This window comes from Nitrososphaera sp., assembly GCF_036397675.1.
Classification (GTDB): domain Archaea; phylum Thermoproteota; class Nitrososphaeria; order Nitrososphaerales; family Nitrososphaeraceae; genus Nitrososphaera.
This window is the reverse complement of the sequence record NZ_DASWIL010000025.1, coordinates 1-13,919: the sequence shown is the minus strand read 5'-3', so window position 1 is coordinate 13,919 and position 13,919 is coordinate 1. Positions and strand designations below refer to the sequence as shown.

Annotated in this window: 22 protein-coding genes and 1 tRNA gene; 12 read left to right on the top strand and 11 right to left on the bottom strand. The window is 53.4% G+C overall.

What is annotated here, in order from left to right; genetic code table 11:
- Positions 1–270: 270 nt before the first annotated feature.
- Both VGA14_RS05005 and VGA14_RS05000 read right to left on the bottom strand, forming a co-directional pair.
- Complete coding sequence (locus VGA14_RS05005) at positions 271–1,104, bottom strand: IS3 family transposase (protein ID WP_331002654.1); 834 nt, start codon at positions 1,102–1,104, stop codon at positions 271–273.
- A 2-nt stretch (positions 1,105–1,106) separates the two neighbouring features.
- Positions 1,107–1,397 carry a transposase gene (locus tag VGA14_RS05000; protein WP_331002653.1) on the bottom strand — a complete coding sequence of 97 codons (291 nt, stop codon included), beginning with the start codon at positions 1,395–1,397 and terminating at the stop codon, positions 1,107–1,109.
- A gap of 162 nt (positions 1,398–1,559) precedes the next feature.
- Between VGA14_RS05000 and VGA14_RS04995 the strand changes: the two genes are divergently transcribed.
- The 4 genes from VGA14_RS04995 to cobT all read left to right on the top strand — a co-directional run bounded on the left by VGA14_RS04995 (position 1,560) and on the right by cobT (position 4,534).
- Positions 1,560–1,952, top strand: coding sequence for a hypothetical protein (locus VGA14_RS04995; RefSeq protein WP_331002652.1), 393 nt, complete (start codon positions 1,560–1,562; stop codon positions 1,950–1,952).
- Positions 1,953–2,144: 192 nt separating this feature from the next.
- Entirely contained in the window at positions 2,145–2,825 is a 681-nt protein-coding gene (locus VGA14_RS04990; RefSeq protein WP_331002651.1) for an NAD(P)H-hydrate epimerase, read from the top strand.
- Entirely contained in the window at positions 2,822–3,442 is a 621-nt protein-coding gene (locus VGA14_RS04985; RefSeq protein ID WP_331002650.1) for an MBL fold metallo-hydrolase, read from the top strand. Before VGA14_RS04990 ends, VGA14_RS04985 begins: the two co-directional genes overlap by 4 nt.
- Positions 3,443–3,445: 3 nt before the next feature.
- Positions 3,446–4,534, top strand: a complete 1,089-nt coding sequence (gene cobT / locus VGA14_RS04980; RefSeq protein WP_331002649.1) for a nicotinate mononucleotide-dependent phosphoribosyltransferase CobT — start codon at positions 3,446–3,448, stop codon at positions 4,532–4,534.
- Here cobT and VGA14_RS04975 read toward each other — a convergent pair.
- The 4 genes from VGA14_RS04975 to VGA14_RS04960 form a co-directional block, all read right to left on the bottom strand.
- Positions 4,521–4,856, bottom strand: a complete 336-nt coding sequence (locus VGA14_RS04975; RefSeq protein ID WP_331002648.1) for a hypothetical protein — start codon at positions 4,854–4,856, stop codon at positions 4,521–4,523. The two genes, cobT and VGA14_RS04975, sit on opposite strands and share 14 nt — an antisense overlap.
- A gap of 53 nt (positions 4,857–4,909) precedes the next feature.
- Positions 4,910–5,518: a DNA-3-methyladenine glycosylase gene (locus VGA14_RS04970; protein ID WP_331002647.1), complete on the bottom strand. Its 609-nt coding sequence runs from the start codon at positions 5,516–5,518 to the stop codon at positions 4,910–4,912.
- 8 nt (positions 5,519–5,526) lie between these two features.
- Positions 5,527–6,120 (bottom strand): uracil-DNA glycosylase, encoded by a 594-nt coding sequence (locus VGA14_RS04965; protein ID WP_331002646.1) that lies wholly within the window; start codon positions 6,118–6,120, stop codon positions 5,527–5,529.
- 50 nt (positions 6,121–6,170) lie between these two features.
- Positions 6,171–6,292 (bottom strand) — tRNA-Ser (locus tag VGA14_RS04960).
- 81 nt (positions 6,293–6,373) lie between these two features.
- Here VGA14_RS04960 and VGA14_RS04955 point away from each other — a divergent pair.
- Entirely contained in the window at positions 6,374–6,811 is a 438-nt protein-coding gene (locus VGA14_RS04955; RefSeq protein ID WP_331002645.1) for a hypothetical protein, read from the top strand.
- Here VGA14_RS04955 and VGA14_RS04950 read toward each other — a convergent pair.
- Positions 6,777–7,091: a PqqD family peptide modification chaperone gene (locus VGA14_RS04950; RefSeq protein WP_331002644.1), complete on the bottom strand. Its 315-nt coding sequence runs from the start codon at positions 7,089–7,091 to the stop codon at positions 6,777–6,779. The genes VGA14_RS04955 and VGA14_RS04950 overlap by 35 nt on opposite strands.
- Before the next feature lie 91 nt (positions 7,092–7,182).
- Between VGA14_RS04950 and VGA14_RS04945 the strand changes: the two genes are divergently transcribed.
- Entirely contained in the window at positions 7,183–7,590 is a 408-nt protein-coding gene (locus VGA14_RS04945; RefSeq protein WP_331002643.1) for a Mov34/MPN/PAD-1 family protein, read from the top strand.
- On the opposite strand, the gene VGA14_RS04940 is transcribed toward VGA14_RS04945, so the two are convergent.
- A complete protein-coding gene (locus tag VGA14_RS04940; protein ID WP_331002642.1) occupies positions 7,591–7,806 on the bottom strand; it encodes a hypothetical protein in 216 nt (71 codons plus the stop codon).
- Between the two features lie 91 nt (positions 7,807–7,897).
- Between VGA14_RS04940 and VGA14_RS04935 the strand changes: the two genes are divergently transcribed.
- From VGA14_RS04935 to VGA14_RS04915, 5 genes are all read left to right on the top strand, one after another.
- A complete protein-coding gene (locus VGA14_RS04935; RefSeq protein WP_331002641.1) occupies positions 7,898–8,209 on the top strand; it encodes a hypothetical protein in 312 nt (103 codons plus the stop codon).
- A gap of 5 nt (positions 8,210–8,214) precedes the next feature.
- Entirely contained in the window at positions 8,215–8,535 is a 321-nt protein-coding gene (locus VGA14_RS04930; protein WP_331002640.1) for a hypothetical protein, read from the top strand.
- Positions 8,536–8,617: 82 nt separating this feature from the next.
- A complete protein-coding gene (locus VGA14_RS04925; RefSeq protein WP_331002639.1) occupies positions 8,618–9,319 on the top strand; it encodes an ATP-binding protein in 702 nt (233 codons plus the stop codon).
- 35 nt (positions 9,320–9,354) lie between these two features.
- On the top strand, positions 9,355–10,380 hold the full coding sequence (gene fen, locus VGA14_RS04920; protein WP_331002638.1) for a flap endonuclease-1: 1,026 nt from the start codon (positions 9,355–9,357) through the stop codon (positions 10,378–10,380).
- Positions 10,381–10,435: 55 nt separating this feature from the next.
- A complete protein-coding gene (locus tag VGA14_RS04915) occupies positions 10,436–11,140 on the top strand; it encodes an MIP/aquaporin family protein (protein WP_331002637.1) in 705 nt (234 codons plus the stop codon).
- On the opposite strand, the gene dps is transcribed toward VGA14_RS04915, so the two are convergent.
- Complete coding sequence (dps, locus tag VGA14_RS04910; protein ID WP_331002636.1) at positions 11,137–11,721, bottom strand: DNA protection during starvation protein; 585 nt, start codon at positions 11,719–11,721, stop codon at positions 11,137–11,139. The genes VGA14_RS04915 and dps overlap by 4 nt on opposite strands.
- A gap of 45 nt (positions 11,722–11,766) precedes the next feature.
- Positions 11,767–12,195, bottom strand: a complete 429-nt coding sequence (locus VGA14_RS04905; RefSeq protein ID WP_331002635.1) for an archease — start codon at positions 12,193–12,195, stop codon at positions 11,767–11,769.
- 127 nt (positions 12,196–12,322) lie between these two features.
- Here VGA14_RS04905 and hisS point away from each other — a divergent pair, with 127 nt between their 5' ends.
- Complete coding sequence (hisS, locus tag VGA14_RS04900; protein WP_331002634.1) at positions 12,323–13,600, top strand: histidine--tRNA ligase; 1,278 nt, start codon at positions 12,323–12,325, stop codon at positions 13,598–13,600.
- Here hisS and VGA14_RS04895 read toward each other — a convergent pair.
- A complete protein-coding gene (locus VGA14_RS04895; protein WP_331002633.1) occupies positions 13,597–13,869 on the bottom strand; it encodes a hypothetical protein in 273 nt (90 codons plus the stop codon). The genes hisS and VGA14_RS04895 overlap by 4 nt on opposite strands.
- Positions 13,870–13,919: the final 50 nt, after the last annotated feature.

Sequence of the window (13,919 nt, the reverse complement as noted above, 5' to 3'; positions counted from 1 at the left end):
CATCGAGCCATGTAAATCATCAAAGCTATCCCAACTACCAATGCTCTTAGCAACGCCTCTTCGCGTATCCATAGGACGGCATCGCGGGAGGGAGTTTCCAACAAGAACTAACGTTTTGTAGTCGTATGCTACCAACATAATCGCTTAGTATGCGTGAGTTGAGCACAATTAGCTCTGTTAATGGCTTCCGCACGTGGAATAAGTAGTGACTATGTTTTGGAGTGGACCCCGTACTTTGAGAACGGTTTTTGCATCAGTTTAGGGGTACTTTCAGGCACTATTTATCACCTGTGTTTTCAGTCGGGCGATGAACTCGTACGGTGTCAGATACCCGAGCGAAGAATGGATCCTGCACTGGTTGTAGTCAAGGAACGCTCCTTTGATTGCAGCTTCAGCTTGCTGGTAGTTCTGGAAATCCATGGTCCAGATGTATTCCTTCTTTAGCGTCTTGTGGAACGACTCTATGTGCCCGTTCTGCTCCGGCGTGTTGAAGGCGGTGTGTTCCAGTTTCAGTCCCAGTACCAACAGGGACTTTCGGAAGGCGTTGGACGTGTACTGGGAGCCGTTGTCTGCGCGTAGGGTGAGCTTGTCCGGTACCACGTCTCCGTGGCTCACCAGGGCATTTTCCACCGATATTATGGCGTTTTCCTTGACTGCAGACAAATCAAAGCAATAGCCAACCCATTCCCGTGTATAGACATCAAACACGTTGAACAGGTATCCCCAGCCGTCAATGCCGCACCATATGTACGTCATGTCTACTTCCCAAACCTCGTTTGGCCGGGTGGCTTTTACCGGCTTTTCTTTTGAGCGTATGATTTCCCTCTTGGTTCTCGATGGCGTCACGTAGCACAGCTTGCGGAATATCCTCTGTACGCGCTTTCGGTTGACTGGCCTTCCAAGTGTCCTTGTGAGCATGGCTGCCATCCTCCGGGTACCGTAGGTCGGTCTCTGTACAGCTATTTCCCGGGTCTTTTCCAGTACCTGCTGGTCAAACCGGACATCCCTTGGTTCTGGTTTGTGGTAGTACAGATTATTGCTGCAATCTGCGTACGACAGCGCCTTTCTCAAGCTCAGTCCTGCATTGGTTATCTCATGTACCACGGCTAGCCTCTCCTCGCTGCTTCTAACGTTTTTTTAAACGCGTCTATGACTATCGTCTGCTCGCCAATCAGCTTCTTCAGGCGCTCTATTTCTGCCTCTTTTGTTACCTGGTTCTTACCGGGTTTGTGTGATAAAGCAGCTTTTCCGCCGTCGATGAAGCGTTGTTTCCAGACGTAGTACTGGTTTGGGTTTACGTTGTACTTTCTGCACAGTTCAGCTACGGTGATGTTTGTGGTCAGCGATTCCAGCACTATCCGTATTTTGTCGTCAGGTGTCCATTTACCACCCGGCATATGTCAGACCTCCTACTTGTGGAGTAAAAATGTCTCCATTGACGGGTGTTCTCATTCTAGAGGGGTCCGGACTAGTTTCGTACCAAACACCCGAAATGTTCGACGTTGGATCGACCCGTGGGTAATATTTATCACTTGCCAGTCATAGATATATAACGTCATATGGCTGACTCTGCTACGAGCCTAACCATTAGCTGTTCTACTGACCCAGATTTGGCGGAGGCTCTTTATGATTACCTCCAATTGAATCTACATGTCAACCATGAAACCTACATCGTATTGGAAACTGATGAAATTTTCGTTAGAAGTAGCCACAATGCAATTGTTGATAAGAATAGTGTAATTGATGCAATAAGATCTTTCACCAAATCAAAACACGAATACCAGAATTGCCAGATAATGCAGTTTGATGACATAATCACCGTTGGCGTCCCTGCCAAGGCCGGGCAGCTAATGGAGAATTTGCTTACCTGTGACATGTGTAACTACCTGACACCATACCAAGAACAGCTCTGGCTGCATAGGATGACTCATGGCAATGTCATGATAGGATAGAACCCAAGAAATACCATCCGGTCTAATGGATAAAGGTTCATCCTTGACACATAATTAGCCATTTTGTTGACCAAGGAAGGGGATAACAGTGGTAGTGATTATATTGGGTGATCAAGTGTCGATATTCCTTCCTAAGTCCGTGGAGCTTCCACGATAATTAGTTTTTATGTTAGAGAATGAGCTGCCTTCCGGATGAAAGGCGGGGCCATAACGTCGGAGCAGATGTACAAGATAGAGGAAAACGGCCACATGGTTATCGGAATGAAGCGCTTTTTGATGATGGAAAACGCCGGCCACGGCATTTCAGATTTTGTGGTAGGCAGGCTCAAGAACGTCAAGGGCAAGAAAGTCGTGGCCGTTTGTGGCACAGGCAACAACGGCGGCGACGGCTTTGTGGCCTGCCGACACCTTGCCGGCCACGGAGCAAAGGCCACGGTCATCCTGTTGGGGGACCCGTCGAGCATAAAGAGCGAGGAGGCCCGGCTCAACTGGGGCATAATCGAGAAAATGGACAGCGTCGAGATAATATTTGGCAGGGAAATCAACAATGAAATAAAGAAACGCGTTGCAAATGCAGACATCGTCCTAGACGGCATATTTGGCACAGGCATACGCGGTGAGATCCGTGAGCCCTATGCCGCTGCGATAGACCTTATCAACAACTCAAAGGCGTACGTGCTTGCAATTGATGTTCCGTCGGGCTTCGATCCGAACACCGGCGCGATCCACGAAAAAGTCGTGAAGGCTGACGCGACTGTAACGTTCCACCGCATGAAAGCTGGGCTTGAAGGCAAGAGCGCGAAAAAGTACACCGGCCCGGTGTACGTGGAAAATATAGGGATACCTCCGGAGGCAGAGAGGGGAGTGGTTTGAAGGTACTGCAGATACCAGTCGGCCAGATGGCCAACTTTACCTACGTGATTGCAGACGAAGAGACCGACGAGGCGGCAGTTATCGACCCGTCATGGGACATTGAAGAGATATTCGACGTGTTGAAAAAAAAAGGCTGGACTGCAAAATACGTCATAAACACGCACTCGCACTTTGACCATGTGCTTGGAAACGAGCAGGTGGCCAAGGTGACAGGCGCAAAAATAGTCCAGCATGAAGCATCGCAGCTTGACAAGGACATGACAGTTAGAGACGGCGATATCATAACCATTGGAAACACAAAGCTGCTCGTGATGCACACACCGGGCCATTCCAAGGACAGCATCTGCCTAATCCTGGAAGGCCAGCTCGTGTTCACCGGCGACACGCTGTTCGTGGGAAACTGCGGCAGAGTGGATTTACCGGGAAGCGACCCAAAAGAGATGTACCGCAGCCTGTTTGAAAAGGTGAAGGGGTTTGACGAAAAGCTAATAGTGTATCCGGGGCACAATTATGGGCCCACGCCGACTTCGACCATAGGGCATGAGAAAAGGTTCAACTATGTTCTGCAACCCCGGACAGAAAGGGAATTCTTGGAATTCATGGGCCACGGTGACTGACCGGTGTACCCGGACATACAGGGCACCAAGCATGCACTTGCAAGGTTTGCCGCATCAAGGCCAGCATTTGTGTGCGTCGTATCGCACACTGCAACAAGCGAGATACCCGGCCTGACGGTGGCCGGGGCAAACCCCGAGCTTGTAAAGCGCACATCGCCGGCAGACGCAGAGTTCCTCCATTATGGCAGATGCAGGTGTATACCCGGTGTGCCTGCTACTCCAGATGGCAAGCCGACACCTGCGATAATAACCCGTGCCGTGCTTGCGTTGGCAGAAATCCCTCTTTTGGTTGTTGAGGCAGGGACAGAGATCAAGCCGTTAATCCCGGCAGTCTCTTTTGGCCTAAAACCCGGCGGCAACATTACAACAGAAGATGCCATCGACATCAACGATGTCCACAGTGCAGTTGACTACGGCCGAGCGCTCGGCTCGCAGCTTGCAAAAGCGTCAGACCTTGTTGTGATAGGAGAGAGCATACCCGGCGGCACAACCACCGCGCTTGCAGTCCTGACGGCGCTTGGCGTCAACGCGAAATTCAAGGTGAGCAGCAGCATGCCAGAAAACCCGCATTCTCTGAAGAACAAAGTGGTAGTTGAAGCGCTTGCGCGCGCAAAAGCAAGACGTGGAATGAAGCCACTGGAGGCAGTGGCGCTCGTCGGCGACCCTATGATGCCGTCGGTAGCAGGAATAGCGGCAGGAGCAATCAGGTCGGGCGCAAAGGTGATGCTTGCAGGCGGCACCCAGATGGCCGCCGTGCTTGCTCTACTGAAAGGGCTCAGCCTGCCGTTGAAAAATATCTCCATCGGAACCACGAAATACGTCGCCGCCGACAGGTCGTCTGACCTTGCCGGGCTTGTCAGGGCCGTTGCTCCCGGAGTGCCGGTCCTGTCGTGCGACCTGCATTTTGAAAAATCAAAAAAACCGGGTCTCAGGGCGTTTGCCGAAGGCTTTGTCAAGGAAGGAGTTGGCGCAGGTGGCGTTTCAATAGCAGCCATGATAAAGTCGAAAGGAAAGATAAACGGGAAAATGTTGCTTGCGGCCATAGAAAAAGAGTACGCGTCCTCCATAGAACGCAGGTCTAGCCGAACTTGACGTTTATCTGGTCACTTGCGCCGACAAACATCTGGCCCATCAATTGTTCCTGTAGCTTGTGCAGGTACGACTTTAATCCGATTCCGTATTCGGCTTCTGCCTGCTTTTGCACTGCAGCCAGCAGGTGCGGCGCCATCCGGTCAGACACGGCCACGTGGAACCTTGTCTTGATTCTGCCGTCTTGTGATATGCGCAGCTCGTGCCTGATGTCTGCCTTAGCTGACTGCCTTGCTTGCGCCTCTATTGCGCCGTATATCTTGAAGAGGGTTTCAGGTTTTAGTCCCAATTTCTCGTCGTCCATTGTAAGGTTGTATGCGGTCAATCATTTCACCTTCATTGCATTTCGGGCTGACATAAAAAACCTGTAAAGGAGCTCTATTTTACCTGCCAGCTAACGCCTGCAATCCTGCGGGAGATGCAGGGACTTGAGGGGTCGACAAACCGCCAGTTCTTTTCAGTGGCTCTTGTTATTCCCACCCTCGGGGTGGCTACCGCCTCCCTCATGGCATCCTTCTCTATGCACAATTCCGATCCACAGTCTGTCATGTCGGTCCCGTTCTGCACGCGTGTAATGCCAAATGCCTGCGTGAGCCTGCCGGGCCCCGACGCAAGCAAGCGCACGTCGCCAATGCCGCGCAGCTTTTTCATCACGTCGATTCCTTCAACGGGCTCTATCCCGCGTATCAGTACGGCGCCGGCCGCCGCGTCAGGCGGCCTTGCAGAGACATTGACACAAAAATGGTTGCCGTAGGTGAAATAGACGTAGGCCCTGCCCACCGGCCCGAACATCACCGCGTTTCTTCGAGTCACGCCTCGATAGGCGTGGCTTGCTTCATCGTCAGCATGGCCGTACGCCTCTGTCTCTACGATGACGCCAGCAAGGCGGTGCATCTTGCTCCCCACCCGGAGAGTGTGGGCAAGAACCATGCCCACGAGGTCCCTTGCGACATCTTCCGTTTTCCTCCCGTAAAATGAGCTTGGCAAGCATGCAGTCACATGAAGTCCTCCAGCGAAAAGCCGCCGCTTCCTTCCTTTCGCACCTCTTTGGCGAGCTTTTTCAGGTCGGCCTCAAGGAGCGAGAGCATGCTCTTGTTGTATATCGCTGCTGCCGGGTGTATAGTCAGGAAATATTTCTGACCCGCCTTTTCAATGACCTTGCCCCTGTTTGCGGTTATAGAGCTCCCGCCCAGAAGCGATGAGTAGGCGGTCCGGCCAAGTATGCAGATTATCCTTGGCCGTATCAGCGCGATCTGCCTGTCAAGGTACGGCATGCAGGCGGCAACTTCATCGTCTTCCGGCACCCTGTTGTTTGGCGGGCGGCACTTCACCACGTTTGTAATGAACACCTGCGATCGCTGTATGCCGGCCTTTGCAAGCATCTCGTCCAGTATCTTCCCGGCTGAGCCTACGAACGGCCTGCCCTTGTCGTCTTCGCTTCTGCCCGGCGCCTCGCCGACGAACATTATCTTGGCTGCAAGCTGGCCCTCACCCGGGACAGCATTTTTTCTAGTCCTTGCCAGCTTGCATAGCGGGCACCCTGTCACTTCCTCGGCTATCTTCTCAAGCGAGTCCGGTGCCTTTGCCATGAATCTGCAAAGCCGCGGGCATTTTTAACGGTATTCATTGTGGATAAAAGCGCCGGGAGAGGGACTTGAACCCTCGAGTCCCGAAGGACATCAGCTAGCGCGTCTGTTGTTAGATCTCGAGGCTGACCCCTTTTAGGGTCTACCGTGACTTACCTAGCTTGGGTACCCCGGCACGCGGTGTAATATTGCCAGTCAATTTATGCCTTTGTCGCAGGCTCAAAAATTATATAATCAAGTGCTCAAGAGGACTATCGTGCTTGCGACATCCACCAGGCCGCCGACATTTGATGAGCTCAAGAAACTAACGCTAACAGACCTTGCAATCGCCTCAGGGCTTGCCGACTCGCTGAGAGACCGCCTGCGCGAGTACGTGCAGATAGACCCTTTTACCCTCGGTGGCGCCGACCCGTTTGGAGAGAACGACGACTGCGCCTACTCTATCATCCTTGACAGGGAAAACCCCAACCGCGTGGTCGCCGTGATTGTCAACAAGAAAGATTCGCTGCCGCAGCTGCCGTGGTCTGCAATACTTGGAGACAGGCTTGCCAGGGTGTCTATGAAAAAGGCAGAGACCAGGGAGATAAAGCACGAGCTGGCTCCAAAGGAATGGGGCAACTTTTACCCGTACAGGCGCAGCGGAAAAATAGCCGGCTACTTTATGTTCGCGTTTCAGATCTGTGGGCAGCGCTGAGCCCGTCCTTCATTTCCACGACAGAAATCTTGTGAAACTGCCACACCATTTCCTCAAGCGACTCTTTCACGTCGTCCTCATCGCCGGATGAAATGCGCAAAACTTCAAGCAAGAGGTCGTCAAAGGTGATGCCGTTGCACAGATGCCACAATGAAATCGCCGTGTCGTTGACGCGGTAGGCCTCGCCCCTGCCGTTTATCAGAAGAGGAGTGCCGTCCCTGTCGTTTCCGACCATGCCCCTTCTGACGATTATCTTGTTCTCTATTTTTTTCAACAGCATCGTCGCGTCATCGTCAGCTCCCCCTTAGATGTTCTGCTTATTATCCATTCTGCTTTGCAATGTTAAAATATCCAGTGCAAGAAAAATCCTTGTGGTGTTCAAAAAGAAGGGCGAGAGGCCAAGAAGGCGCGTAGTCATCACGCGCCAGGCAGCCGACGGCATCGTCTCCTTTGCCAAGACCTGGCACCCGAACGAGGCCATATTGATTCTGCAGGGGAAGAAGAAAGAGAACGTGGTGACAATAGACGGCCTCGTGATCCCGCCCTTTTCTGCAAACGGGCCTTTTTACTCCGGCTTCTCGCTATACGATTTGCCATTGAACGGAGCCTACGTCGGCACAGCGCACTCGCACCCCGGAGCATCGAACAGGCCCTCGCTTGAGGACCTCAATCACTTTTTCGGTCTCGTTTCCGTAATCATCAGCTTCCCGTACGAGGACAAGACGATAGGAGCGTGGGACAGAGAAGGCAACGGGCTGGAAGTCACGATAGAAAATTGATCATTTCCTGCGCCGGCCAAAGTCCATTTCCAGGCCGCGCTTGGCATCAAAGCCGAGGGTGAACGATTCGTCGGCCATGATTGGAAAGCTTGACAGCGACGCGCCCGAGCAGATTATGCACCTGTCCTTGACCTTTGTCTTGTCAAGGAACGTCGCGCACCAGTGGCACGACTCGCAGAGCAGAAATATGGCCGGCTGCGCAGGGGCCCGGAGCATGGAGCAGGTAGAACCAGCCGTCCTTTTAAGCGCTTTTGGGCTGCGACTTGGAAAACTTAATAAAAGAAACTTGACAAGTTATCTCTGACATATGAACTGGATGGCCCAGTCAATGATGTGGATAATGGTTTCGCTTGCGATAAGCATAGCCCTGAACTTTCTGCTCTGGCCATACCTCGGATTTCTCACTCTCATACCTATAATAGGCGTCTTTCTCGGGATCTCGTACTTTGTGCGCCGGCGCGCTATGGCCCGTATGGGCATGGGCGGCCAGGGCGGCGGATTTGGTGGCATGCTGGGCGGCGGTAGCGGCATAAGCTACGTATGCATTGCGTGCGGCCACAAGTTCAAGGGCGGCGCCTGCCCCAGGTGCGGCTCCAAGATGAGGCGTGCCGACTTTTAGCAGGAATGACTCTTGAAGAGCTACGCAGCAAGGCGTTCTTCCAGAACACCATAGACGTGTGGATAGCATACTGTGAGGAGCAAAAGCGGGAATGGTACGACGCGGACGCGTACCGCAAGTTCATCCAGCACCTGAATTCAGGGGGCATCAAGATGCAGAAATTCCCCCTGTGCATAAAAGAATCCGGAGGCATGTACGAGCGCGGTCGCGACAAGACCCAGTTCCTCGAGGAGCTGTCAAAGATGTCGTCAGACGATGCCGCAGCGTACACGCTCAAGCTAAGTGAGAGCGTGTTGGCCGTGATACGCTCGTTTTCGGCGGCATGATACTCGGGTCTAGAAAATTAGAGCCTGTTGGCACCTATATTTAGCAGGAATCGCTAATACCACACTTTGCGAACACAAGCAAGTGTCAGAAGACCTGCGCGTAGAGGATGTCTCTGAGTACCGCGTAGAGGGCGCGGTGAGCAGCGAGCCATTATTTGAGAGCATAGTAGGCTACGACGACGTAAAGCGACTTTTCCGCATGTCGCTTGCCTCTGACAAGCCGGTGCACATACTGCTTGTCGGCCCGCCGGCTTCGGCAAAGACGCTTTTCATGCTCGAGTGCATGAAGCTAGAGCGTTCGTTTTTCACGCTTGGAAGCCACAGCACCAAGTCAGGCATGGTAGACTACCTGTTTGACAAGAGGCCCAGGTACCTCATAGTGGACGAGATAGAGCACATGCCGGCAAAGGACCAGACAGTGCTCTTGAGCCTCATGGAGACCGGAATCCTGGCAGAGACCAAGTTCCAGAAGACGCGCAACACCCATCTAAAGACATGGGTGTTTGCGACGAGCAACGGCACAGACAGGATGCTTACTCCGCTTCTCTCGAGGTTCATGGTGCTCCACTTCAAGCCCTACTCCTTTGGAAGTTTTGCAGAAGTGTGCGCCCATATCCTTGGCAGGGACGGCGTGACTCGCGACGTTTCAGCAGCAATAGCAGACGCCGTGTGGAACAAGCTGAAATCAAGGGACATTCGTGACTGCATAAAACTGGGCCGGCTCGCAAAGAGCAGGGAGGACGTCGGCTGGATAGCCCAGACGCTGCGCAACTATAGGCAGTAAACATAATAGATTTCCCTTTCGCAAGTAACGGCGGCATGGGACTCGACTTAAAGCCGCTTGTAACAGCGCAGCCGCTAAAGCTTGCAGAGCTTTCCGGCAGGGTGGTTGCGATAGACGCGTTTAACGCGATCTACCAGTTCCTTGCGACAATCAGGGGCCCGACGGGCGAGCCCCTCATGAACGGAAGGGGCGAGATCACCAGCCATTTGAGCGGGCTTTTCTACCGCAATGTCAACCTGCTTATCGAGAACATCAAGCCCGTTTACGTCTTTGACGGCAAGATGCACGCGCTGAAGCAGCAGGAAGTGGAGCGCCGCCACCAGGTCAAGCAGCAAGCCATGCAGCAGTATAATCAGGCGCTAGAAGAAGGCAGGATGGAAGACGCGGTGAAGTATGGCAAGCGCACCTCCGTCCTGACCGACACCATGGTTGAAGAGTCGAAAAAGCTGCTAGTGGCGCTTGGCATACCGCACATCCAAGCCCCTGCCGACGGCGAAGCTACGGCGGCGCACCTGACAAAGACGGGCCTTGCCTACGCGGCTGCAAGCCAGGACTATGACTCGATACTCTTTGGGGCAAAAAGGCTTGTGCGCAACCTCGCGGTGAGCGGCCGGCGCAAGGTGCCAAACCGCAACGCGTACGTCGACGTGGAGCCGGAGATAATCGAGCATGACAATGTTCTCAAAGAGGCCGGCCTTACCCACGACCAGCTGGTCGACGTTGGAATACTGATTGGCACTGACTTTAACCCTGGCGGGTTTCAGGGGATAGGCCCCAAGACCGCACTCAAGCTGATAAAGGAAAGCGGCAGGATCGAGAACATCGAGAAGATAAAAGAGCAGCTGCAAGCGATCCCGTACCAAGAGATACGCGACATCTTCTTGAGACCACAAGTTCCAAGCGTAGATAGGGTCGACTTTGGTCCGGTCGACCGCGAGAAAGTGCTGGACTACTTGTGCGTCCAGAAAAGCTTCTCGACAGACAGGGTCGCCGGCACCCTTGACCGCCTGCACAAAGCCCAGTACAACAGGAGCCAATCGCTTGAAAAGTGGTTTGGGTAGACTACGGTGAAACGTGTCGATTATTTTATATAGACTGGCCGGAGGTTAATTGCACGTGGTAAACCCAAGAGCGTGGCTTGCAGAAGCCATTGGCACGTACGCGCTGGTCTTCTTTGGACCGCTTTCAATCATTATTGCTATAGCGATGTTTGGCCTCAGCATGGGGCCTGAGGCGCTGCTGATAATATCGTTCAGCCACGGCGCAGTTATCGGCCTCATGGTCTATGTCTTTGGCCACGTCTCCGGCACGCACATTAACCCTGCCGTCACCATAGCCATGATGGCTACAAGGCGCATTAACGTCAAGGACGGTGGAGCCTACGTCGCGTTCCAGCTGATAGGCGCAGTTGCCGCGTCTGCAACTTTGGCGGCTATAGCCCCGACTTTTGGCGCGCAAGTCAACTATGGCGTGCAGGAAGGCCCAAGCGAATTCCTTGATTCGAGCGTCGCCTCGGGCTTTGTTGTTGAACTGATACTCACATTCTTCCTGCTTACAACCATCTTCATGGTCGCAGTCCACAAGAAGGCCGCGGCCGGCTTCGCGGGAATAGCTATAGGAGGCACGATATTCCTGATCCACCTCGTAGGCGTCCCATTAACGGGCGCGAGTGTGAACCCAGCCAGGACCTTCGGCCCCGCGGTGGTATCAGGCTACTGGGACTATCACTGGATGTACTGGGCGGCCCCCATAATCGGCGCGCTCATCGCGGCGTTTGTCATGAACTACATCTTTGTGAAAAAAGCAGAAAAAGAGAACTAGAGCTGCGAGAGAGCCCTAGAGTGCTTGTGGGTGTGCGGCCGCTCGCCGGCGTATTTTCTGCGCATGTGCCCCGACGGCCTCCCATACAGCAGTTCCAAGAACCACGCCTCGTGCTCTATTTCCTCCTTCAGTATGTCCTTGGCGATGTCGTAGGTCGCCGGGTCCTTTCCCATAGTCAAATTGCACATCTTGTTCCAGTTGACGATCGCCCCCTGCTCGGCTAGTAGACACTTTTTCAGTATCTCCTGCAGGTTTGTAGCCGGCATGGGAAGCTGCAAGAACTCGCAGCCTGACATCCGTATGAATTCAATTGCGTCATTTGGAAGTGCTCCGCCAAGCTCGTAGAGGCGCTGTATGCATGACTCGAAGTGACTTAGATCCTCCATCCTTGCGTCCTCGATGACGCCCTTGATGCCCTCGCCCTCGAGTCCCGTGCAGTGCGCCCGCAGGTTCGTGAAATAAAAGTATGCTGTGAACTCTACCGACGCGTTGTACACCAGCAGATTGACTACCTCATCAACGTTTACTCCGTTCTGCTTCAGAACGTTTACTCCTACGACGTTTATCTTGTCCTCGGTCATCGCGTTTTCACCGGACAATCGGTGCCGGGGCGCTAATAAGCATTGTCAGAGGTCGAGCAGGAACCTTACAGTAGTTTTGCCGGCTTCCTGCTTTACCGACATCTCGTGGTAGGTGACAGCCTTTATCTCTACTTTGTACGCGTGTTTTTTCAAATCCAGCTTTTCCCCTCTTGCTGCGCCGGCAAGCACATAGTCGCAGTTTGTTTTGTCAATCTTTACTAAAAACTCGGACATCACGATGCCGTCTGCAACCAGGATGAGCATCACCTTGTCGAGCCAGTCAAACAGGAGCGACTCCAGGTCGTGGCCCTTGGCGTTTATCCTCAGTTCGCGGTCTGGCGTGACGCCCTTGAGATCAATCATGGTGTCATTGAGTCCCCGCGCGGCCTGCTCAAACGCTTCTTCAAGCGTCCCGCCGTAAGCTTCTATGACCGCGTCTGTCATGTGCTCCAAAAAGTGATAGCCCCCGGTCATCACCCATGATTTGGCGGGATGTTATAATAACGCACCGGGATCGACTCTTTTAAACATGGAACTTTCCACTGGAAACGCGTATGTATGCATCGCAAAATCTAAATGCAGACAGACTCGTGCCTAAAGTGTGAACATAGAGCTTCCCCGCGGGATGCGGGACATCGAGCCGGGGGACCTTGACGGCATAAACTACGTGCGTGACAGGTTCTTTGAGACTGCCCGGCTTTTCAACTTCAAGATGATGGAGCCCTCGCCCATCGAGTTGCTGTCGACGCTTGAAGCCAAGAGCGGGGCATCCATTTCAAACGAGATTTACGCTTTCAAGGACAAGGGCGAGCGGGACGTTGCGCTGCGCTTCGACTTAACAATAGGCCTCACGCGCTACGTCGCTTTGCGGCGGGACATGAAAATGCCGGCGAAACTCGCGTCATTTTCTGGCGTGTGGCGTTACGACGAGCCGCAGGCAGGCAGGTATCGTTACTTCCACCAGTGGGACATCGAAGTTTACGGCCCAAAGTCGCAGGAATCTGACGCAGAGGTGATAGATTTTGTCGCCTCGTTTTTCAAAAGGCTTGCGCTGGAAGTATCCATACAGGTGAACGACCGGCAGCTTGTCGAGCAATTCATCAGGACCAAGCTCGACGTAACCGAGGAAGAAAGAGTGCTTGCAATGTTCCGCGCAGTAGACAAGGTGTCAAAGAAAGGCGCGCCGACAGTCCTGGAAGAATACAAGGATGCAGTCGATCCTGTAAAACTCCAAGCGCTCTTGGACTTCTCGCAGATAAAGGGCCCCGTTGATTATGCGGCGATTTCGCCAGATATTCAGAACCTGGAAGGGTGGGACAAACTTACTTCGTTGATGGACTCGCTCAAATCAAGGAGAGTGGACAACGCCGCGCTCAACCTTGGCATCGTGCGCGGGCTTGACTATTACTCTGGCACGGTCTTTGAAGTGTTCGATGCCAACTCGGATGGCGGCGCCCTTGTGGGCGGCGGCCGGTATGACAGGCTCACAGACGCCTTTGGGCGTAAGGACATCGGCGCGACGGGCGCCGCCGGCGGCATCGAGCGCATCCTGATGGCGCTCCAAAAGCGCGGTGTGATCAAGCAGTCTCCAAGGCCACTTGTCTACGTCGCCTATGCGAGTGAGGAGATAAAGGGACGGGCGCTTGAAATGGCGTCCCTTCTCAGGAATAGCGGCATCCCAGCCGACTATGACATCCTTGGAAGGGCATTGCGCAAGCAGCTGGACGACGCATCCAGCAGGGGCGCGACCGTCGCAGTCATCATCGCGGCAGGCGACATGGCAGAGGATAAGGTCGTAGTTAGATCGATGAAGGACGGCACTGAGAGCAAGCAGCCATTTGAAGGCATCGTAGAAATGATCAGGAACATACAGGGCTAGAGCTTTATCATGGCCACGCTCTTCATCTTGACAATCCCGCTCGGCTTTTTTTCGTAAACAGTCCTGACCACCAAGTCGGGCGGGTCGTAGCTGACGTACAGATCGCCTGGGGACAGCTGCTGCATGTCGTAGTTGACCTCTATCACCTCTTGCCTTAGGCCGTTCTCGACGAGTCTCCCCTTTGCCCTGTAAACAAGGTCCTGATCGGAGGTGTTTGGCGCAAGAAACACCTTGGGGTTTGAGCTTATCAGAAACTGGCTCAGGTCCATGCATGAAAGCGGACTGAGCGCATCTAATAATCTTTTGCAGGTTCTTGCAG

Bases quoted from the DNA above. Each gene is read 5' to 3' on its own strand.
- VGA14_RS05000 (WP_331002653.1), bottom strand. From the start codon at position 1,397: ATGCCGGGTGGTAAATGGACACCTGACGACAAAATACGGATAGTGCTG.
- fen (WP_331002638.1), top strand. From the start codon at position 9,355: ATGGGACTCGACTTAAAGCCGCTTGTAACAGCGCAGCCGCTAAAGCTT.
- VGA14_RS04895 (WP_331002633.1), bottom strand. From the start codon at position 13,869: ATGGACCTGAGCCAGTTTCTGATAAGCTCAAACCCCAAGGTGTTTCTT.
- VGA14_RS04935 (WP_331002641.1), top strand. From the start codon at position 7,898: ATGAACTGGATGGCCCAGTCAATGATGTGGATAATGGTTTCGCTTGCG.
- VGA14_RS04950 (WP_331002644.1), bottom strand. From the start codon at position 7,091: ATGCTGTTGAAAAAAATAGAGAACAAGATAATCGTCAGAAGGGGCATG.
- VGA14_RS04990 (WP_331002651.1), top strand. From the start codon at position 2,145: ATGAAAGGCGGGGCCATAACGTCGGAGCAGATGTACAAGATAGAGGAA.
- VGA14_RS04905 (WP_331002635.1), bottom strand. From the start codon at position 12,195: ATGACCGGGGGCTATCACTTTTTGGAGCACATGACAGACGCGGTCATA.
- VGA14_RS04940 (WP_331002642.1), bottom strand. From the start codon at position 7,806: ATGCTCCGGGCCCCTGCGCAGCCGGCCATATTTCTGCTCTGCGAGTCG.
- VGA14_RS04965 (WP_331002646.1), bottom strand. From the start codon at position 6,120: ATGGCAAAGGCACCGGACTCGCTTGAGAAGATAGCCGAGGAAGTGACA.
- VGA14_RS04930 (WP_331002640.1), top strand. From the start codon at position 8,215: ATGACTCTTGAAGAGCTACGCAGCAAGGCGTTCTTCCAGAACACCATA.
- VGA14_RS04995 (WP_331002652.1), top strand. From the start codon at position 1,560: ATGGCTGACTCTGCTACGAGCCTAACCATTAGCTGTTCTACTGACCCA.
- dps (WP_331002636.1), bottom strand. From the start codon at position 11,721: ATGACCGAGGACAAGATAAACGTCGTAGGAGTAAACGTTCTGAAGCAG.